The sequence below is a fragment of the Carnobacterium sp. TMP28 genome (genome assembly GCF_047553015.1).
Lineage (GTDB): Bacteria > Bacillota > Bacilli > Lactobacillales > Carnobacteriaceae > Carnobacterium_A.
This window is the reverse complement of the sequence record NZ_CP180212.1, coordinates 1,721,136-1,741,072: the sequence shown is the minus strand read 5'-3', so window position 1 is coordinate 1,741,072 and position 19,937 is coordinate 1,721,136. Positions and strand designations below refer to the sequence as shown.

Sequence of the window (19,937 nt, the reverse complement as noted above, 5' to 3'; positions counted from 1 at the left end):
GAACAGTACTCCTCATATTTTATGAGGAAAAATAAGAAACAGATACTTTAAATAATAGGATGAAAAATAAAGCTATGTGCATAAAAGGAGTACTAAACATGACAGAAAATACCATTATTCGTTTTGAACACGTGAAAAAGCAATACGATGACGACGAGCCTGTATTAAAAGATATTAATTTTGAAATTGAACAAGGTAAATTCTATACATTACTCGGGCCATCGGGTTGCGGGAAAACAACTATTTTACGATTAATTGCAGGATTTACTGACGCAAATGAAGGAACGATTACTTTAGATGGAAAAGTTGTTAATGATTTACCAGCTAATAAGCGCAAAGTAAACACTGTTTTTCAAGATTATGCTTTGTTTCCACATATGACCGTTTATGAAAATATTGCTTTTGGATTGCGAATCAAAAAGATGAACAATAAAACAATTAAAGAAAAAGTTGAAAATGTGTTGAAGATGGTTCGCTTGTCAGGTTATGAAGATCGTGATATCAGTGAAATGTCCGGTGGTCAACGTCAACGTGTAGCGATTGCGCGTGCACTAGTTAATGAACCTGAAGTCTTATTGTTAGATGAACCCTTATCTGCATTAGACTTGAAATTACGAACAGATATGCAATACGAGTTGCGTGAGTTGCAACGTCGCTTGGGTATCACATTTGTATTTGTGACACATGACCAAGAAGAAGCATTAGCGATGAGTGATGAGATTTTTGTAATGAAAGACGGAGAAATCGTACAAAGTGGAACACCTGTTGATGTATACGATGAGCCTATTAACCGATATGTTGCTGATTTTATTGGAGAAAGCAATATTGTCAAAGGACATATGATTGAAGATTACCTTGTTTCTATTGTAGGGCATTCACTTGAATGCGTAGATGCTGGAATGAAGCCTCATGAAAAGGTTGAAGTCGTTTTACGCCCAGAGGATTTAGGGTTGACGACTGTAGAAAAAGGAAAGATCACTATTAAAGTCAACACACAGCTCTTTAGAGGTGTCCATTATGAAATTATTGGACGTGACCGTGAAAACAATGAATGGATGGTTCATTCCACTAAAAAAGCCATTGTTGGGAGCGAAGTTGGGCTTTATTTTGAACCTGAGGATATACACGTGATGCGCTTTGGAGAGTCAGAGCAAGAATTCGATGCACGTCTTGAAAGCTACGAAGAGGAGTAGGGAGGACAAAAAATTGACGAAACAATCAAAATTATTTTATTTTATACCGTATAGTTTATGGCTGATATTTTTTGTCGCAGCTCCTTTACTATTGATTTTTTACCAATCTTTTTTTACCGTTGAAGGACAGTTTACGCTAGCAAATTATCAAACGTATTTTGAATCAGGCACTTATTTAAGAATGACCGTAAATTCAGTTTGGTATGCTTTCTTAATAACGGTATCAACCTTACTGATTAGCTATCCAACAGCGTATTTATTAAACAAAACCAAACACAAGCAATTGTGGTTATTGCTAATTATTTTACCTACTTGGATAAATTTATTGCTAAAAGCGTATGCATTTATCGGGATTTTTAGTATTAATGGTTCAGTAAATGACTTTTTGTTGTTTATTGGAATTGGTAGGCAACAAATTTTGTTTACTGATGTTAGTTTCTTATTAGTGGCAACGTATATTGAAATTCCTTTTATGATTCTACCTATCTTTAATGCATTAGAAGAGTTAAATCCATCATATGAGCGAGCTAGTCGTGATTTAGGAGCAAATGGACTAGATACGTTTAGAAGGGTAGTCTTTCCTTTGACATTAAACGGTGTTAAAAGTGGGATACAAGCTGTGTTTATCCCGTCGTTATCTTTATTCATGTTAACGCGGTTGATTGGCGGAAACCGAGTGATTACATTAGGTACAGCTATCGAACAACACTTTCTTGTTACACAAGACTGGGGTATGGGTTCAACAATCGGTGTTGTTTTAATTGCAGCCATGCTTTTAATCATGCTTTTAACTGGTGAAAAGAAAAAGAAAGAGAGGGGACATAAATGAAAAAAAAATCAATTAAGTGGTCTAATCTTTATTTGATAGCTGTTTTCAGTGTTCTTTATGCTCCTATTTTTTATCTGATTTTCTATTCCTTTAACTCAGGAGGAACGATGACTAGTTTTGAGGGATTTACTTGGGACAATTATGTGGCTGTTTTTGAAGACAAACGCTTAATTACAATTGTCCTAAACACACTGCTTGTGGCTTTGCTCTCCTCGTTAGCTGCGACAGTCATTGGGACCTTTGGAGCTTTAGCTATTTATTATACAAAAAAAAGACAAACACGTACGACATTGCTTAGTTTAAATAATGTTTTAATGGTCTCGCCAGATGTCATTATTGGTGCCAGTTTTCTGATTTTATTTACGTTTATTGGTTTCAGTTTGGGATTTGCATCGGTTTTATTGTCGCATATTGCCTTTAGTATTCCAATTGTCGTTTTAATGGTCTTACCTAAGTTAAAAGAAATGAATGACACGATGATTATGGCCGCCCGTGATTTAGGTGCGAATAATTGGCAGGTTTTAAGTAAAGTTATTTTACCAAGCATTACTCCAGGTATCTTAGCAGGGTTCTTTATGGCTTTTACTTATTCACTAGATGATTTCGCAGTAACTTTTTTTGTAACAGGAAATGGCTTTACAACACTAGCTGTCGAGATTTACTCTAGAGCAAGACAAGGAGTAAGTTTAGAAATCAACGCATTAAGCGCATTGATGTTCTTGTTCTCTCTTTTACTAGTTGTAGGTTATTATTTTATCCAACAACACAATCTATCGAAAAAACAAAAAAATAAAAAGCGACTAGCAGTTGGGGCGGTGCCAATTAGATGAAAAGATTACTAATGATAATTGTTTCAATTTTAGCTGTCAGTGCGGGATTGTATGTTTCTATTGATCAATTGAGTAAATCACAAGGCATTACGTCAGATAATACGCTGAACTTTTACAACTGGGGAGACTATCTTGACCCAGAATTGATCACTTCATTTGAAGAAGAAACAGGTTACCGCGTATCTTATGAAACGTTTGATTCGAACGAAGCCATGTATACTAAGATTGAACAGGGAGGAACAGCTTATGACTTAGCTGTTCCGAGTGAATACATGATTCAGCGGATGATTAAAGAAAAGATGGTAATCAAATTAGATCACAATAAAATTAAGGGATTAGAAAATATAAATGACTTATTTTTAAATCAATCTTTTGATCCTAAAAATACGTATTCAATTCCGTATTTCTGGGGGACACTAGGTATTATTTACAATGATAAATTTATAGATGAAGAAGAGATAAAGCATTGGGATGACCTTTGGAGCCCCACATTAAAAAACGACGTTATGTTAATTGATGGAGCCAGAGAAGTAATGGGCTTATCTTTAAATAGTTTGGGCTATTCACTAAATACAAAAGATAAAAAAGAACTAAAAGCAGCAGCAGAAAAATTAAGGACCTTGACACCTAATGTCAAAGCTATTGTCGCAGATGAAATCAAAATGTATATGATTCAAGAAGAAAGCTCGGTAGCTGTAACCTTTTCTGGTGAAGCAGCTGAAATGTTAGACCAAAATGAAAACTTGCACTATGTTATTCCAGAAGAGGGCTCCAATCTTTGGTTTGATAACTTCATTATCCCTAAAACAGCAAAAAATAAAGAAGCGGCGTATGCGTTTATTAATTTTATGCTTGAGCCGGAAAACGCTGCTCAAAATGCTGAATACATTGGGTATTCAACACCAAATGAAGCAGCAAAAAAACAATTGCCACTAGAGATAACAGAGGATGAACAATTTTATCCTAGTAATCAGACATTAGAAAATTTAGAAGTCTATGATGATTTAGGTAAAGAGTCTATTGGTGTGTACAACGATTTGTTTTTAGAATTTAAAATGCACCGGAAATAAGATAGAAATAGCGATAATAGTAAACAATACTGTTCGGATTATGGTACACTTCCTGTTGACGTTACTTAACTAAATGAACTAAAATCCATCAAGTGAATGAAAAAGATTTTGAATAAGGAGATAAAGTTGTTCAAAATAATGAACAGGAGCAAAGTGAAATAATGATAAATGAGTCGGCAGAAGAGTTATGGGAAAATTTCAAACTTCAAAATTCTACATTACCAAATCATTACGACTTAATGACTTTTGGGGATACTAAAGATAGAGCCAATCACTCTGCAGCATTAATTTTAGAAGGATTAAAGACGGCAAAAACAACATTGTTACTAGAATATCAAAGGAAAGAAAAATCCGTCCCTCAAGAAGGAAGCTATTCGATGATTCTAGATGGCAACAATCAAGCTATCGGGATAGTGCAACTATTAAAAGTGTCTATCTTACCATTTGATCAAGTATCCGCTGAATTGGCTTATGAAGAAGGCGAAGGAGACCGTACTTTAACCGGTTGGCAGGAGTTATACCAAGATTATTTTGAAAAACAATGCAAAGAGGAACACTGGCATTTTTCTCCAAAGATAGAAGTCGTTTGTATCCAATTTGAATTTGTTTATGCTGCTTAAACTTCTTTTCAAAAAAGATTTGAGTTGACACAGTGTACTTAAACGTATAAGATTGGCATTAATAAAATATCGGTACCTTTAAAATCAGTCCAGAGAGGCTGACAAGGTTTGCACTGTCTAAAGAGGCAGTGTTGTACTGCTGTATGTATACGCAGACTCCTTGTCGTTTTTTGACAAGGGGTCTTTTTGTATGTGCAGGTACTGGTGAATAATAAGGAGGAGTAAAATGGAAAACACTCAGCAAGACAAGGATTATTCATTAGCAAAAGTGCAAAAGGAAGATAAAAAGGGATTTTGGTCGATGCTCTTTATCATGTTAGGCTTCACATTTTTTTCTGCAAGTATGCTAACAGGTGGAACTCTTGGAGCTGGACTATCTTTTAGAGACTTTGTGATAGCTGTGTTTATCGGAAACTTAATCTTAGGTATTTACACCGGTTTTCTTGCTTTTATCAGTTCAGGTACAGGATTATCAACTCATCTACTAGCAAAGTATTCTTTTGGAGAAAAAGGTTCTTACTTGGTTTCGTTTCTCTTAGGGGTAACGCAAGTTGGGTGGTTTGGTGTAGGAATTGCGATGATTGCACTCCCCATTCATAAAGTAACAGGTATCAGTATCCCAGTCCTAGTTATTATTGCCGGAATAGCAATGACAACCTCGGCATTTTTTGGAATGAAAACTCTTGCAATCATTAGTTTCATTTCTGTACCAGCTATTGCCTTGTTAGGAGGTAAGTCAGTTATAGATGCAATTCAATCTGCAGGTGGAATGAAAGAGATTTTGTCTCTTACACCAACTAATCCAATTACAATGGGAACAGCCATATCCTTAACAATAGGTTCGTTCATTAGCGGAGGCTCAACAACAGCAGACTTTACTCGATTTGCAAAATCTCAAAAAATTAGTGTTGTAACAACGGTTTTAGCTTTCTTTGTTGGAAATTCGTTGATGTTTTTATTTGGAGCTGTTGGGGCAATGGTCACAGGCTTATCAGATGTTTCAGAAGTCATGTTCTCGCAAGGCTTAATTATTCCAGCTATTGTTGTATTAGGATTAAATATCTGGACAACAAATGATAATGCAATCTACACAGCAGGACTTGGTTTTTCAAATATCACAAAACAACCAAAGAAAAAAATTGTCTTGATTTTAGGACTTCTTGGTACATTATCTTCACTCTTTTTATACAATAATTTTCAAGTATTCTTAGGGTCGCTAGGTACCTTTATTCCACCGGTTGGCGGGATTTTGATTGCGGATTATTTCTTACATGATAAAGAAAGATACAAGCATTTTGATACACAAGAGTTTAGAAGTGTAAACGTTCATGCTTTATTAGCTACAGCGATAGGCTCACTAGCTGCACTTTATGTACCGGGAATCGCAGCTATTAATGGCATCCTTGTAGCTATAGCAACGTATACTGTTTTGGTTAAAGTAATGAAGCCATCTCAAGTAGCATTAAAAATGGAAAGCCTAACCAATGAAATCAGTTAAAAAATAAAGGGGATTAAAAAGTGTTAATAAAAAACGGTTGGCTTTATGATCAAAACAAAAAACAAGATATATTAATTGAAGAAGGCCTTATCACACGGATTGAAGATAGCATTGCATTAGAACAAGTAAAAGGACACCAAGTAGTAGATGTGAAAGGTAAACTGGTAACAGCACCTTTTATCGAACCGCATATTCACTTAGACTCTGTTTTAACCGCCGGTGAGCCACGTTGGAATGAAAGTGGGACCTTATTTGAAGGCATCGAAACCTGGTCAGAAAGAAAACAATTTTTGACTATTGAAGATGTGAAAACAAGAGCTCGCAAAGCCTTGAAGATGCAACTAGCTAACGGCATTCAATTTGTTAGAACACATGTAGATATCACTGACCCTTCTTTAACCGCATTAAAAGCATTGATTGAATTACGCGAAGAAATGAAAGATTATGTGACTATTCAACTTGTGGCTTTTCCACAAGAAGGTATTTTATCTTACCCTAATGGACTTAGCTTATTAGAAGAAGCTTTAAAGTTAGGAGCAGACGTTGTTGGAGGGATTCCACATTATGAATTTACACGTGAATATGGGGTTGAATCAATTAATCAGTTAGTTGAACTAGCCATAAAATATGACGCGCTTATCGATGTTCATTGTGATGAAATTGATGATGAGCAATCACGCTTTTTAGAAGTACTAGCCACGAGAGCATATGAATACGGTATAGGAGATAAAGTTACAGCTAGTCACACAACAGCAATGGGTTCTTATAATGACGCTTACACATCAAAGTTATTTCGTATCTTGAAACTATCTGGGATTCACTTCGTTTCGAATCCGTTAGTTAATATCCATTTGCAAGGTCGATTTGACAGCTATCCCAAAAGAAGGGGATTAACACGGGTTAAAGAGTTGATAGCAGCGGGTATGAACGTAGCTTTTGGGCACGATGACATTTTTGATCCTTGGTATCCTTTGGGAACGGGCAATATGCTACAAGTTCTGCATATGGGATTGCATGTTGGGCAGATGATGGGGTATGAAGAAATCAACCAGTCACTTCACTTAATTAGTACCAATAGCGCTAAAGTGATGCATGTTCAAGAGCAATATGGGATTGAAATAGGTAAGCCGGGTAATGTAATTGTTTTAGATGCAGAGAGTGGATATGAAGCTGTCAGAAGACAAGCTGTTGTCTTGTATTCTATTCGAAATGGACAGATCATTTCGCAAACAAGCCCTGCACGTTCTGTTGTAGAAATAGATGGAAAAGAAGAAATAACTTTTTCTAAATAAAAAGAGAGCAACGTGCCCTCTCTTATTCTGATGGGTAAGAGAGGTTTAAATACGATCAATAAGAGTTTGAAATAAAACGTCTACACCAAAAGTAAGAGTGAGGAACTCTATTTTAGTGTAGACGTTTTACTGTTATTTTTAAAAGAAGATAAGTCGTTCGATTATTGCTTTCTAGCTGATATAAATGGTAAAATAAAAAAGTAAGACTTTTCTTTGACTGAGGATTAATTAACCAGCCAAAGCAAAGTAAGAAAATAAGTTTAGCCAAAAGTGTTTAGAATTCTACATATTTTTAGTTTACATCATTTTTTTGTGAAAAAGGTAGAACGAAAATAAGGAGGAAATAGCATGAATGTTAAACAAATGGTTGGAGAAAAAGCAGCAGAGTATGTCAAAGAAGGTATGACTGTTGGATTAGGAACAGGCTCGACAGCTTATTATTTAGTAGAAGCGCTTGGCAAAAGAGTCAAAGAAGGTTTAAAGATTACAGGGGTAACAACGTCTACTCGTACAAAAGAGCAAGCAGAGGCACTGAACATTCCGTTAGTAGATTTGAATGATGTTAAGAAAATTGATTTAACGATTGATGGATCGGATGAAGTAAGTGAAAATCATCAAGGAATCAAAGGTGGTGGCGGTGCTTTATTATTTGAAAAATTAGTAGCCAATGCAAGTGATAAAGTTATTTGGATTGTTGATGATAGTAAAATGGTGAAAACACTTGGTGCGTTCCCTTTGCCGGTTGAAATTGTGTCTTTTGGCTACAAACAACTGTTTAGATTATTTGAATCAAAGAATCTGCACCCTGAGTTGCGTTTAGATGAGTCAAAAGAAATTTACGTAACCGACGGTGGACATTATATTATTGACCTACATTTAGGTGCAATAGAAGACCCTCATGAGTTAGCTAGTTGGTTAGATGGATTAACTGGTGTTGTGGAACATGGTCTATTTTTAGATATGGTTAACACAGTTATTGTAGGACACGAAACGGCTGTAGAAGTGCTTGATGTTAGGTAAAGAATAAGAATTTGATGATAAAATGCTAAAAAAAGTTACTAATTCATACTATTGAAACCGTTAACACATCAAAGTATGGTAAAATTGTGTAATAAAACGAATTAAAGGAGACAGACTTATATGCGGATAGTAGACTTGATTGCTAAGAAACAACATGGAAAATCATTAACGACGGAAGAAATTAATTTTATGATAGAAGGATTTACAACTGGTGAGATTCCTGATTATCAAATGAGTGCGATGGCAATGGCAATTTATTTCCAAGGAATGAATGATCATGAACGCAGTGATTTAACAATGAGCATGGTAAATTCAGGAGAAACAATTGATCTTTCTGCTATCCACGGAGTAAAAGTCGATAAGCATTCTACCGGTGGAGTAGGCGATACGACTACGATAGTACTAGCTCCTTTGGTAGCTAGTTTAGGAGTTCCGATTGCTAAGATGAGTGGTCGTGGGTTGGGTCATACCGGCGGAACGATTGACAAACTTGAAGCTATTCCAGGTTTTACTGTTGAATTAACACAAGAGAAATTTATTGAGTTGGTTAATAAAAATAAAGTAGCGGTAGTAGGCCAATCTGGAAATCTAACACCAGCAGATAAAAAGTTATATGCTTTACGTGATGTTACAGGTACTGTGGAATCGATTCCTTTAATTGCTAGCTCAATTATGAGTAAAAAGATTGCTGCTGGAGCAGATGCGATCGTTTTAGATGTAAAAATAGGTGCAGGTGCATTTATGAAGACAGAAGAGGATGCAAGACAATTAGCACACGCTATGGTTAAAATTGGAAATCTTGTTGGACGTCAAACAATGGCTGTTATTTCCGATATGAGCCAACCTTTAGGTAATGCTATTGGCAATGCTTTAGAAATAAAAGAAGCTATCGACACCTTAGAAGGACATGGTCCAGAAGACTTGGTAGATCTTTGTTTAACATTAGGCAGTCAAATGGTTCACCTAGCTGGAATAGGCAGTAATTTAGCTGAAGCTAGATTACTACTAGAAGAAAACTTAACTAACGGTAAGGCTCTTGAGAAATTTAAAGAATTTGTTGCTTCACAAGGTGGAGATGCATCGGTTATTGATCATCCAGAACGTCTTCCGCAGGCGGCTTACCAGACAGAAGTATTGGCTTCTCGTGATGGCGTTCTTTCTCAAATCAATGCAGATGAAATTGGAATAGCAGCGATGATGTTAGGAGCTGGAAGAGCAAACAAAGAAAGTGTTATTGATTTGGCTGTTGGTTTGATGCTGCGTAAAAAAGTTGGAGATACCGTTAAAAAAGGTGAGTCTCTTGTAACCATTCATAGCAATCAATTAGATGTAACAGCAGTAGAAAATAAAATTCAAGAAAACATTATGATTTCAGAAAAAGCAGAACCTATTCAATTGATTCACGAAGTTATTCTTGATTAACGCGTTTCATTGAATGAAGTAGTAAATAAAAAACCGATTGCTCATCCCTATACCATTGGGTTGCAGCAATCGGCTTTTTTTATTCAACAAATAAGTAATGCAGAATAGAAACCGCGGTTAGGAAAATACCAAGAAACAAGATACTACTCATAAAGACGTGTAGGTAAGCCCAAAATCCTCCGCTTGCTACCATTAAGCGAAAGGTTGATGAAAATAAGTAGACTAAAAAATAAAGGCAACTAATAAAGAAAATACGCAACAGAACTTTTTTTAGCATAATGTTATTTTATCCTCTTTTCATTAGTTAGTAGACTTAGCATAGCAAAATAGATTTGAGAGTACAATACACTCTTTAAGATAAATAAAAGTAAATAGAATTTGATTAAAATCAGATGAGGAAAAGAGAACAGAATATGATATACTAGCCTTTACTATTTTTGTATTAAGGAGGAAAATAAATGAAAAGAAAAGACTGGCAAGAAGGATTTAAAATTATTTTCCCGGTAATGTTAGGGTACATTCCATTAGGTTTAGCTTGTGGGATGCTTTTGTATGATTCTGGCTTTAGTATTCCAGCTATTTTATTGATGAGTTTAATTGTTTTTGCTGGCGCTGCTCAATTTATGGCTGCTTCGATGGTTGTTATTGGTTCAACGGCTCCGACGATTATATTAATGGTTTTCTTTTTGAATATTAGGCACTTATTAATGAGTTCTAGTTTATCTGGTTTTTTTAAAAAAAGCTCTATTCCATTTATCTTATTATTTAGCCATACGTTAGCAGATGAGGCTTATGCTATTAATTACAACCAGTTCAAAAATCACAAATGGACAGACTATCAAGCATTAGCTACGAATGTATTAGCTTACTTAACTTGGGTCGTTAGTACAACAGTTGGAGGATTTATTGGCAGTGCGTTGACCATTGATATCACCATCATGAATTATGTATTAATTGCGATGTTTATTGCTTTATTGATCAATCAACTTGTTTCTAAATTATTTGTTGTTGTTGGTTTAGTAGCGGGTCTTTTATCGGTTGGTTTGATGGAATTATTGCATCACAACATTGCCTTAGTTATTGCAGCAATTCTAGCATCTCTTTTTGGTTATGTAGTAGATAAGACTGGTGAGGAGAAAAAATCAAAGGAGGCTTTACACTAAATGAAATTAAATCCGTGGACGTTGATTCTTGGTATGGCGATAGTAACGTATTTACCTAGAATGTTGCCAATGTTAGTGTTGAGCAAACGAACAATTCCTGAAAAATTAGCTAAGTGGATGTCTTTTATTCCCGTGTCTATTTTTTCAGCGCTCATTTTTTCTGATATCTTTTTTTGGAGTGGAGATTTAACTCTTGATCCATTAACTAATTTTAAGTTAATCCCGTCTCTTTTGACAGCAGGTGTAGCTTATTATACTAAAAGCTTATTGTTTTCAATGGTTGTTGGAGTGATTAGTCTCTCTTTGTTTATTTATTTAAATTGACTTCTTCTATAAGCTATCTTGAAAAGAACCGTGCTATAATAAGATAGAAAAGAAGCTAGATGGTGTTAACGAATAGAGACTTATAGGAGGGTAAATATGGCAGATTTAACGAATCGTGCAACAAAAAAATGCATTGAATCAAAAGCAGTTCAAACACATCGTGTATTGCCATCTGATTTAAATCACCATCAGACTTTATTTGGTGGGAATTTAATGAGCTGGATTGATAACATAGCGTCTATTTCAGCGGCTCGTCATTCAAGAGGGATAACGGTCACAGCTTCCATTGATTCATTAGATTTTTTACACCCTTTACCAAGCAATCATTCTGTTTGTATTGAAAGCTATGTGTCAGGAGTAGGGAAATCATCTATGGAAGTTTTTTGTAAAATTATGGGAGAAAATCTAATGACTGGGGAACGGTACTTAGCAGCAACAAGTTTTAGTACGTTTGTCTCAATGAAAAGTGAAACCAATCTAAGTGTACTTGTGCCGTTAATCGAACCCACAACCCAAGAAGAAAAATTAGTGTGTAGTGGGTATGAAAAGCGCCATGAAAAACGTCTTTTAAATCGTGAATTTAATGAAAAATTTGCAGCTATTATTTCTTATTCAACGGCTTGGGAAGAGTAAAAGAAAGAAAAACAGGAAAGATTAGGAGGAACAATCTTGATATATAAATGTACCGATAACCAGAAAGACTTAGTTCTAGATTTTTTAGCAATCGATCCACTAACAAATGCATTTGTTATCGCAGACATAGAAAGATATGGATTTGATTCTTTAGATCAAGATGTTTGGGCATACACAAATGATCTTGATGAAGTTACAGGAGTATTGTTACGGTATAGAGATATCGCTATTCCGGTACACGAAGAAGAATTTTCTGGTTTAGAGACGTTTTTACCTTTATTGCAAAGTTTAGATGAAATTAAAGCAATTAGTGGAGAAAAGAAAGTGATCGATCAGTATATCGATTATTTTCCTGAACTAGAAAAAGCTGAAACAGTTATTTCTGTCTGTGAAGATTTACTAGTGCTTCCTCAAAAGATGAATCTTGTACAGACGTTGGAAAAAGAAGATATTCCTGCTTATATTGACTGGCAAAAAGACTGTTTTGAAACCTTATCAGAAACAGAGAGAGTCTTATCAGAACTGATAGAAAACGACGATATTCATATAAAAGTAATAAAAAATGAAAAGAACGAAATTGTTTCTTCAGGAAGATTATCAGCGCAGAGTTCAATGGCAGCAATGATTACCCGAATAGGTACAATAGAGTCTGAGGAAGGCAAAGGATACGCTAAAGCTATTGCAGCTTCTCTTACTCAAGACTGCCTAGAAAAAAATAAAATAGCTTGTCTGTTTTATCATAATCCAGTAGCTGGAAGCATTTATCATCAACTAGGTTTTAAAGATACAGATAAAAATTGGGTCATGTTAAATCAAAAAAAAGAAGAAGATAAAAAGAATATATTCCAAGAATGGATGAGTTAAAAAAGAGAAAGATGTTGGGACATAGTGTCCTAGCATCTTTTTTGTATTCCTACTTTATTTTTACAAGCGTACTAATTGATAGTAGAGTAGCGAACCTCAACTAAGACTCTTCAGATTATCTATTTTTTATAAAAACCGTCAAATAAAAAAACGTGATACAAAGAATTGAAATTGTATCACGTTTTTACTAGTTTGTTGTCGAGCGAACAGCAAAGTGAGTGTAGTCAATCCCGCGTGCTAGACACCATTCTTTTACTTCACCAGTAAGAATAAAGTCCGTTCGTTGTAAATCAGAAACAGTCTTTTTACCGACAAGTGTCATGATGGCCGTCAAATTTTCTTTCCAATCATTGATTTGGTTAATCGTTTCATCGACACCATCTTTAATGATCATATTTAAAATTAAAGAAGAAATACCAACCGCCTTGGCTCCTAGAGAAAGAGCTTTTACGATATCTAATGGGTGACGAATGCCACCTGAAGCAAGGATGTCAGCAGTGGTTAAGAATTCTTGTGCTTCTAGTAAAGAGATGACAGAAGATTGTCCCCAATTTTCTAAGTAATCTATTTTATTGGTTTTACGCCGGTAGTTTTCAATTTGAGCAAAGTTTGTGCCGCCTTTTCCACTAATATCAATCGTTTTTACGCCAGTAGCTAGAATAGATTTGATTGTTTCTCGACTCATCCCGAAACCAACTTCCTTAGCAATAACAGGAACATCTAATGCAGCGGCGATAGCACTTAATTGTTCAAGCCAATTAGAAAAATCACGATCTCCTTCGGGCATAATCAACTCTTGAGGAGCATTGATATGAATTTGTAAAGCATCAGCCTTTAATAAGTCGACAGCTTTTTTAGCATTTTCAACCGTTTGACCTGTTCCAAGATTAGCAAAGACTAGACCAGTGGGATTCACGTCTCTTATAATGGTAAAACTGTCTTTTACACTCGGATCTTTTAAAGCTGCACTTACTGAACCAGTTGACATAGCGATACCTGTTTCGTGAGCAACGGTAGCAAGCTTTTTATTGATTTTTTTTGTCCAGTCACTGCCACCGGTCATTGCATTAATATAAAAAGGAACATCTAACTGAAATGAAGCAAAAGAGGTTGAAAGGTCAACTTCTTCAACAGACATTTGAGGGAAAGAATGATGGACATAATGGAGTGCATCAAAATCAGATTTAGAAGATTCTTGAAAAAAATTCATCGCTAAAGAGACATGTTCATTTTTTCGGTTATTTGCAGGGTTCATGAAGATCATCCTTTCTTTTTACGAGCTATTTAGTTGTATAAACGTGTAGAGGCAAATTCGTGATGCCTTCTTTTTCCCAAGCGGTCATTAAAGGCAATAAGCCTTCTCTACGATTAAACAAGACAATTCCGCAGTCGCCACCACCAGCACCAGATGATTTTGCTGCACCGTGATACTGTTCAGCTACGTTACACAATTGAGTTAAGGCAGGAGTTTCAATAATGACACCCGTATCTTGACTCATCTTTATTAAAAGCGCGCGATTTTTTCTAATCTGTTGTTGAATCATTTGGATGTCGTTGTGTTGAAATCCTTCAATCATTTGGTTCACACATTGCTTGCTGTCTTTTAAAAAGTTGTCGTACGCATTTTTATCACGGTTTCTTTGATTGGTTACTTCATCAACTAAATCTGAAGTAGAAGCAGGCGAACCTGTCCAACCAATAACTAAACGCAAATCACGAGGTGGCGTTAAAGGCTTAATAGAAAGCAGAGGCCAGTCAGTGTCAATTAATTCTTTTATAGAGTATTGTTCCTTTTTTTGTTGAGAAGCGACCCAATCACGATCAAAAGTAGTAAAGGCTATCCAGCCACCATAAACACTCGCTGCTACATCTCCACAAGACCCATTGCTTTTGACAGACAGATGAGCTAATGCAGCTAGTTTAAACACTACTTCATCATTAGAATCTAAGGTATAAAACTGGCACAAAGCTTTGATAGTAGCTACAGTAACAGCAGCACTAGAACCTAAGCCATACTTTCGACCGTTAGAGCTATCTAACTCACTGTCTATTGTTATACTAAAAAATGATAGCTCTTTATTCAGTTCTTTGGCGTATTTTTCTGTAACGGTAATCGCCGCTAAAATATAATGAAAAGGATTTTCTCGTTTATCCAAGACCAATTGATCATTATGTCTTCGCCATAAAATCGGTAAATTTCCATATTGGAAGGAAGTAATGCTGCCAACATGTTTTGTCTGTTCAAGTGATACTGTAATAAACTGATCAACGGCTACAATAATAGCGGGATGGCCAGGTTCGACCACGGCATATTCACCTGCAATATAAAGCTTACCAGGTGCTGAAACTTCTATCATTTCTTGTTTCCTCCTTTGAGATTCAATCCAATTCTCTACTCTGTCAGAATTTTGAGACCTTCACCAGGTTTAGCAATGATTAGTTGCTCTGGGTTAAACTGTTTTGCAAATCGCGCTTTTATTTTTTTACTATCCGTTAAGCGACAAAGAACTTTGACGTTTGGACCAGCATCCATTGTAAAATAACAAGGAATACCTTCTTTTCGCAATTGTCGGACCAGTTGCATCGCGACGACACTATCTGGTTCCCAATAAGAAAGAGGAGGATTAGCGCCTAACATGGTACCATGCATTTTCATTCCATTGCTTTCCGTTAGTTCACCCATTTTTTGGAAATCTTGTAAGGAAATAGCTTTTTTAATCTCGATTAAATCGTTAGCTGTACTATCTAGCCAACCGGCATAAAATGGTGAAGTCTTTACTGTGTTTTTCATTCCTTCACGACTAGACATTTCTTTTTTACGGCTGTTAACAACGACGACAACCATTCCGATATCCCAATCAGCATCATCAATAGGCACAGCATAAGAATCAGCAGCGCAAGTGCCCATTTGCCATTCAACAAAGCCACCATAGATGCTACGTGTAGCTGATCCAGACCCTCTACGTGCATAGAGAGACAATTCACGTTGAGAGAGCTGAAGATGACACGCTAAGTTAGCAGCACCTGCTAAAGCCGCCATTCCAGATGCAGAAGAAGCTAGGCCAGCTGCTGTAGGTACAAAGTTGGTGCTTTTAATTAACGCAGGAGAAGAAATGCCAGCAGGTTCTCTAAATAAATTTAAGAAAGTACTGACTTTTTGTGTAGCTGTTTCATTTTGTAAACAGCCGTTTAAGAAAAAAGTATCAGATTCAAGAGAGTCATCAAAAGTAACAGAAGTATCTGTATAGAAAGCATCCAACGTTAAAGAAAGACTGCTACTAGCTGGTAAGATAAGCGATTCGTCTCTTTTCCCCCAGTACTTTATTAAAGCAATATTGGTATGTGCTCGTACTATTTTTTCAGTCATTTTATTCGCCCTTTCTCATGTTGTAAAGCCATGTGTGCTGAGCGCCTGCTCTTAATAAATCTTTAGAGAGTCGTTTAGCAGCAGTTTCGTTTTTTGCTAAGGCAATCATACAGCCTCCACGTCCGCCGCCGGTTAGTTTCGCACCTAATGCACCTGAATCTAGCGCAGCATCAACAAGCCCATTTAATTCATGACTACTGACACCTAACGAGTCAAGCAAGTGGTGTGCTTGAGTCATGTTAGTTCCTAAGGCAATAGCTTGATCTTTTTCAATAGCTAATTTAGTGTCTTTAGCTAATTGACCTAATTGTTTTATCAAGTAATCGGTTTGTTCAGGTGCAGTGTGATACAATTGTGCAATATTTTCGACTGCCTCTTTTGTTTGGCCTGTGATACCTGTATCGGCCACGACCAAGTAAGCAGTCATATTAAGTGGAAAGAATTCAAATTCTTGATTCTTAATATAGTAAAGAGGGGAGTTGCTACTAGTCATAGCTGCATCTAAACCGCTCGGATTGCCGTGTGCAATCGTTTCAGAGATATTGGTTAATTCTAACAGAACAGTGTTAGATAAAGGTTCATCAAAATAGCGAAACAAAGCACGAATAGTAGCTACAGCAACAGCAGCGCTAGAACCCATTCCTCTTTCAGCAGGAATGGTACTAGTGATAGTAACAGTAAAGTTTTCTAAGGGCCTAGCCATGGTTTTGACGGTTTCTTTAATAACGGTTGCTAAATTTAATAACCGTTTAGGAGCTTGAGATAACGGTCCTTTATAAAAAAAACAATCTAATATAACGGGTCCAGTCGTTGTTTCAATGACCGTTTCAATCGCAGTAGCAAGAAAAGGAATTGCGATAGCGGGTTCATTGTAAACAACAGAATGTTCGCCCATTAAGATAATTTTTCCGTTTGATATACCCGTTGCTTTCATAAGAAATCTCCTTTTTTAGTTTATTTTTATAAGAGAGTTAATTTTTCAATAATCCAAGGTGCAGCATATAGTGTCATAAACTGAATACCATAATTCACACCCATCTTATTTAATGAACCACAAACAATTCCAATTAATAAGACTCCAAAGATGTTAATTAGTCCTGCATCCATATAAGCTAGCAACAAGATGAAAGAAATAAACAATCCAAGAACAGCTTCATGTGGAATTTTAGTTAATACAAAGCGCGAAATGACTTCAGCATAGCGATTAATAACAAAATAAGATAGACTGCTCGCAATTAAAGCCCCTACTAAAATAGCCCAAACAAAATCGCTTCGACTTAGCAAATGGTGTAAATTATTATCAACAGTAAAAACAGGTGGAGCATTGAATAGGGCATTTCCTGGTCCAATAGATGTCGGAGACAATGGAATACCTAAGGCAATTAATGGGATAATAATACCAGATAAGTAGGTTGATTGTGCTAAAGCACTCATAGTTGTGATGCTTGTAGAAGCTTTTTCAATTAAATCTTTTTTACGATTTCCTGCAGCTCCACCAATTAAAATAATCAAGCCAACTGGACTTAAAACAAAGAAAAAGTTCGCTAACATAGCCGCAAAAGAAGCCGATTTTAATTCTGATTTTGTTAGAATGTTTAATGGATTTAACGTTTGTTTGCCACTCATTTTATTAGAAAGTGTAATAGCTTTTGGTTGATCTGTTAACATGCTTAGTTGACCTTCTTTTGTTAAGAGTGAAAACAATGAGATAATTAAAGGCCCAATCGTAATTCCTAAGAAGAAAGATGTCGTGATGGTGGTTTCTCTAGGAACAACTTCCATCCCCCAATAAAGGTACCGCAAACTTTGAAACAATAGCGCCAAAGGAATAATACTTAATAAAGCTAAAACTTTATTTTTTCCGATTAAGGATAAAAACACGGCTCCACTAACAAACAATAGTGGAGCATATGGCTGAATAATTGTACCATAAGGAGCAAGTAAATTAGCCACAATAAGTGAAATAGGAATAGAAATAACGGTACCGATTAATGAACCAGCAGCCATCTTTTTAATAGTTATAGCGGACAGGCCTTTATTTTTCAAAAAAAGAGCGTGCTCAATCATTGGACTAGACATGACGCCGCCCGGTAAACCAACAAGTGCGGTTGGCATTGCATTAGTCAAATTCAGTGTTATGATAGCTGAAATAAAAAAAGTTAAAATAATGATTGGTGATGCTCCGGCTAGAACAAGTGCAAGTGTGACGGGAAGAAGCACAGATGTTTCATCTGTTCCTGGAATAAACCCAATAAAGGTATACAATAAAAAAGCGGATAAAGAAGCAAGAATCATTTGAGAAAGCAAAAGAATTGTCATTCGTCATTCACTCCTTGTTGAGTGAGGTGTTGCTCATTAGCTTCAACGGCATCGGTTATGACACGTTTTGGTTTAATAACCACACTTGAAACAATAAAGCCAATCAAGGCTCCAACTAATCCAAAGAAAAGTTGTTTTGTTTTATCATCAGCAGGTGCTAAGAAAAAGGCCCCCATCGTTGAGAAACTTGAGAATGAGATGGCTAAAACTAAACTTCTGATAGCAACAACATCTCCCCAAATTTCAACCAATTTATTTTCTTTCATATTCATCCTCCTATTAATAGCAATTACATGATACAACAAAATAATAAAAAAGAAGCTATCCACTCTATCCTTAACAAACTCATACTACACTAAATAGCGTATTCCTGACTAGTTAAGTTTCTTTAAAGATAACGCATCTAATTAAATACATTGAATAGAAGACTACAAATAAAACAAATTATTTGTTATACTCATACAGAAGTTTAAAAGAACATGGAGGGCCGCTGCATGAAAGAATCAGCAACATTTCATATTATCGAACGGGATGAATGGAAAGAATTAAATATAAAGACAGTTGCTCCATTGAGTCATCAAGAATTAGAAGAATTAACGGGTTTAAATGACCGTATTTCTCTCTTAGATGTAGAAGAAGTTTATGTACCAATTATCCAATTATTAGATGTCTATATTCGCCAATACGAACATTTACAAGCGAAAAAGAATGCTTTTCTAGGGCAAGAAATTGTCAAAAAACCTTATATTATTGGGATAGCAGGAAGTGTTGCTGTAGGTAAAAGCACGGTTGCACGGTTATTACAGACACTTCTTTCTCGTGTCTACAAGGAAAAAACGGTTGATATGATCACGACAGATGGCTTTCTTTATCCAAATGAGATTCTAAGAAAAGAACAATTAATGGATCGAAAAGGCTTTCCTGAAAGTTACGATATGGCAAGATTGATTGCTTTCTTAGGAGATGTAAAAAATGGGAAAGAACGAGTGGTTTCTCCCGTTTACTCTCATCAAATTTACGATATTATTGAAGATGAATTTCATGTGTTAGATCAACCCGATATTCTAATAGTAGAAGGCATTAATATTCTTCAGTTGCCAACAAATGAACAAATTTATATTAGTGATTTTTTTGATTTTTCCATTTATGTGGATGCTGAACCAGATCAGATTGAAAAATGGTATCTAGAACGCTTTGGTACATTATTGGATACAGCCTTTATGGATCCAAGTAACTATTATTACTCGTATGCTCAAGGTGATCGAGCAGATGCCTTTTTAATGGCACGAGGCATTTGGAAAAAAGTTAACTTGAAAAACTTAACGGAATTCATTATGCCGACCCGAAATCGAGCAGATTTAATTCTGCATAAAAGTGAAAATCATTTTATTGACCGTTTATTGCTTCGAAAGTATTAAAAAAAAATGAAAAAGCGTTTTCGACATATTGATTTGTCCATCCATACTCGATACAATGAAGCGTAACAGAGAAGT

General features: G+C 35.8%; 20 protein-coding genes. 14 read left to right on the top strand and 6 right to left on the bottom strand.

All coding sequences use genetic code 11. From position 1 onward, the window contains the following. Positions 1–98 precede the first annotated feature (98 nt). The 13 genes from ACMHYH_RS08310 to ACMHYH_RS08250 all read left to right on the top strand — a co-directional run bounded on the left by ACMHYH_RS08310 (position 99) and on the right by ACMHYH_RS08250 (position 12,758). Positions 99–1,193, top strand: a complete 1,095-nt coding sequence (locus ACMHYH_RS08310; protein ID WP_414838935.1) for an ABC transporter ATP-binding protein — start codon at positions 99–101, stop codon at positions 1,191–1,193. A gap of 13 nt (positions 1,194–1,206) precedes the next feature. Continuing rightward, positions 1,207–2,022 (top strand): ABC transporter permease, encoded by an 816-nt coding sequence (locus tag ACMHYH_RS08305; RefSeq protein ID WP_414838934.1) that lies wholly within the window; start codon positions 1,207–1,209, stop codon positions 2,020–2,022. Continuing rightward, positions 2,019–2,852: an ABC transporter permease gene (locus ACMHYH_RS08300; protein WP_414838933.1), complete on the top strand. Its 834-nt coding sequence runs from the start codon at positions 2,019–2,021 to the stop codon at positions 2,850–2,852. Before ACMHYH_RS08305 ends, ACMHYH_RS08300 begins: the two co-directional genes overlap by 4 nt. Then, a complete protein-coding gene (locus ACMHYH_RS08295) occupies positions 2,849–3,922 on the top strand; it encodes an ABC transporter substrate-binding protein (protein WP_414838932.1) in 1,074 nt (357 codons plus the stop codon). Before ACMHYH_RS08300 ends, ACMHYH_RS08295 begins: the two co-directional genes overlap by 4 nt. 161 nt (positions 3,923–4,083) lie before the next feature. Then, a complete protein-coding gene (locus tag ACMHYH_RS08290) occupies positions 4,084–4,542 on the top strand; it encodes an ASCH domain-containing protein (protein ID WP_414838931.1) in 459 nt (152 codons plus the stop codon). A 226-nt stretch (positions 4,543–4,768) separates the two neighbouring features. After that, positions 4,769–6,040: a cytosine permease gene (codB, locus tag ACMHYH_RS08285; protein ID WP_414838930.1), complete on the top strand. Its 1,272-nt coding sequence runs from the start codon at positions 4,769–4,771 to the stop codon at positions 6,038–6,040. 20 nt (positions 6,041–6,060) lie between these two features. After that, positions 6,061–7,332, top strand: coding sequence for a cytosine deaminase (gene codA, locus ACMHYH_RS08280; RefSeq protein WP_414838929.1), 1,272 nt, complete (start codon positions 6,061–6,063; stop codon positions 7,330–7,332). A gap of 348 nt (positions 7,333–7,680) precedes the next feature. Next, positions 7,681–8,352, top strand: a complete 672-nt coding sequence (gene rpiA / locus ACMHYH_RS08275) for a ribose-5-phosphate isomerase RpiA (protein WP_414838928.1) — start codon at positions 7,681–7,683, stop codon at positions 8,350–8,352. A 120-nt stretch (positions 8,353–8,472) separates the two neighbouring features. Next, positions 8,473–9,774, top strand: coding sequence for a pyrimidine-nucleoside phosphorylase (locus ACMHYH_RS08270; RefSeq protein WP_414838927.1), 1,302 nt, complete (start codon positions 8,473–8,475; stop codon positions 9,772–9,774). A 458-nt stretch (positions 9,775–10,232) separates the two neighbouring features. Continuing rightward, complete coding sequence (locus ACMHYH_RS08265) at positions 10,233–10,937, top strand: AzlC family ABC transporter permease (protein ID WP_414838926.1); 705 nt, start codon at positions 10,233–10,235, stop codon at positions 10,935–10,937. Further along, positions 10,938–11,261 (top strand): AzlD domain-containing protein, encoded by a 324-nt coding sequence (locus tag ACMHYH_RS08260; protein WP_414838925.1) that lies wholly within the window; start codon positions 10,938–10,940, stop codon positions 11,259–11,261. Positions 11,262–11,357: 96 nt separating this feature from the next. Beyond that, positions 11,358–11,894, top strand: a complete 537-nt coding sequence (locus ACMHYH_RS08255) for an acyl-CoA thioesterase (protein WP_414838924.1) — start codon at positions 11,358–11,360, stop codon at positions 11,892–11,894. A 36-nt stretch (positions 11,895–11,930) separates the two neighbouring features. Further along, positions 11,931–12,758 (top strand): GNAT family N-acetyltransferase, encoded by an 828-nt coding sequence (locus tag ACMHYH_RS08250; RefSeq protein ID WP_414838923.1) that lies wholly within the window; start codon positions 11,931–11,933, stop codon positions 12,756–12,758. A gap of 187 nt (positions 12,759–12,945) precedes the next feature. On the opposite strand, the gene fni is transcribed toward ACMHYH_RS08250, so the two are convergent. The 6 genes from fni to ACMHYH_RS08220 are packed head-to-tail and all read right to left on the bottom strand — an operon-like array spanning position 12,946 to position 18,710. Next, positions 12,946–14,013, bottom strand: coding sequence for a type 2 isopentenyl-diphosphate Delta-isomerase (fni, locus tag ACMHYH_RS08245; protein ID WP_414838922.1), 1,068 nt, complete (start codon positions 14,011–14,013; stop codon positions 12,946–12,948). 25 nt (positions 14,014–14,038) lie between these two features. Then, positions 14,039–15,115, bottom strand: coding sequence for a phosphomevalonate kinase (locus tag ACMHYH_RS08240; protein WP_414838921.1), 1,077 nt, complete (start codon positions 15,113–15,115; stop codon positions 14,039–14,041). 35 nt (positions 15,116–15,150) lie between these two features. Beyond that, positions 15,151–16,125, bottom strand: a complete 975-nt coding sequence (gene mvaD, locus ACMHYH_RS08235; RefSeq protein ID WP_414838920.1) for a diphosphomevalonate decarboxylase — start codon at positions 16,123–16,125, stop codon at positions 15,151–15,153. Position 16,126: 1 nt separating this feature from the next. Next, positions 16,127–17,059, bottom strand: a complete 933-nt coding sequence (mvk, locus tag ACMHYH_RS08230) for a mevalonate kinase (protein WP_414838919.1) — start codon at positions 17,057–17,059, stop codon at positions 16,127–16,129. Between the two features lie 26 nt (positions 17,060–17,085). Next, positions 17,086–18,444 carry a tripartite tricarboxylate transporter permease gene (locus tag ACMHYH_RS08225; protein ID WP_414838918.1) on the bottom strand — a complete coding sequence of 453 codons (1,359 nt, stop codon included), beginning with the start codon at positions 18,442–18,444 and terminating at the stop codon, positions 17,086–17,088. Next, the gene (locus ACMHYH_RS08220) at positions 18,441–18,710 is read right to left on the bottom strand and encodes a hypothetical protein (protein WP_414838917.1); all 270 of its coding nucleotides are present in this window, start codon (positions 18,708–18,710) and stop codon (positions 18,441–18,443) included. The genes ACMHYH_RS08225 and ACMHYH_RS08220 overlap by 4 nt, the downstream gene beginning before the upstream one ends. 228 nt (positions 18,711–18,938) lie before the next feature. Between ACMHYH_RS08220 and coaA the strand changes: the two genes are divergently transcribed. Continuing rightward, entirely contained in the window at positions 18,939–19,862 is a 924-nt protein-coding gene (gene coaA / locus ACMHYH_RS08215; RefSeq protein ID WP_414838916.1) for a type I pantothenate kinase, read from the top strand. The last annotated feature ends 75 nt before the right edge of the window (positions 19,863–19,937 follow it).

What these genes read in the sequence shown, in the direction of transcription:
- ACMHYH_RS08310 (WP_414838935.1), top strand. Translation starts at nt 99, where the DNA reads ATGACAGAAAATACCATTATTCGTTTTGAACACGTGAAAAAGCAATAC.
- ACMHYH_RS08300 (WP_414838933.1), top strand. Translation starts at nt 2,019, where the DNA reads ATGAAAAAAAAATCAATTAAGTGGTCTAATCTTTATTTGATAGCTGTT.
- ACMHYH_RS08295 (WP_414838932.1), top strand. Translation starts at nt 2,849, where the DNA reads ATGAAAAGATTACTAATGATAATTGTTTCAATTTTAGCTGTCAGTGCG.
- ACMHYH_RS08290 (WP_414838931.1), top strand. Translation starts at nt 4,084, where the DNA reads ATGATAAATGAGTCGGCAGAAGAGTTATGGGAAAATTTCAAACTTCAA.
- codB (WP_414838930.1), top strand. Translation starts at nt 4,769, where the DNA reads ATGGAAAACACTCAGCAAGACAAGGATTATTCATTAGCAAAAGTGCAA.
- rpiA (WP_414838928.1), top strand. Translation starts at nt 7,681, where the DNA reads ATGAATGTTAAACAAATGGTTGGAGAAAAAGCAGCAGAGTATGTCAAA.
- ACMHYH_RS08270 (WP_414838927.1), top strand. Translation starts at nt 8,473, where the DNA reads ATGCGGATAGTAGACTTGATTGCTAAGAAACAACATGGAAAATCATTA.
- ACMHYH_RS08265 (WP_414838926.1), top strand. Translation starts at nt 10,233, where the DNA reads ATGAAAAGAAAAGACTGGCAAGAAGGATTTAAAATTATTTTCCCGGTA.
- ACMHYH_RS08260 (WP_414838925.1), top strand. Translation starts at nt 10,938, where the DNA reads ATGAAATTAAATCCGTGGACGTTGATTCTTGGTATGGCGATAGTAACG.
- ACMHYH_RS08255 (WP_414838924.1), top strand. Translation starts at nt 11,358, where the DNA reads ATGGCAGATTTAACGAATCGTGCAACAAAAAAATGCATTGAATCAAAA.
- fni (WP_414838922.1), bottom strand. Translation starts at nt 14,013, where the DNA reads ATGAACCCTGCAAATAACCGAAAAAATGAACATGTCTCTTTAGCGATG.
- ACMHYH_RS08240 (WP_414838921.1), bottom strand. Translation starts at nt 15,115, where the DNA reads ATGATAGAAGTTTCAGCACCTGGTAAGCTTTATATTGCAGGTGAATAT.
- mvaD (WP_414838920.1), bottom strand. Translation starts at nt 16,125, where the DNA reads ATGACTGAAAAAATAGTACGAGCACATACCAATATTGCTTTAATAAAG.
- mvk (WP_414838919.1), bottom strand. Translation starts at nt 17,059, where the DNA reads ATGAAAGCAACGGGTATATCAAACGGAAAAATTATCTTAATGGGCGAA.
- ACMHYH_RS08225 (WP_414838918.1), bottom strand. Translation starts at nt 18,444, where the DNA reads ATGACAATTCTTTTGCTTTCTCAAATGATTCTTGCTTCTTTATCCGCT.
- ACMHYH_RS08220 (WP_414838917.1), bottom strand. Translation starts at nt 18,710, where the DNA reads ATGAAAGAAAATAAATTGGTTGAAATTTGGGGAGATGTTGTTGCTATC.
- coaA (WP_414838916.1), top strand. Translation starts at nt 18,939, where the DNA reads ATGAAAGAATCAGCAACATTTCATATTATCGAACGGGATGAATGGAAA.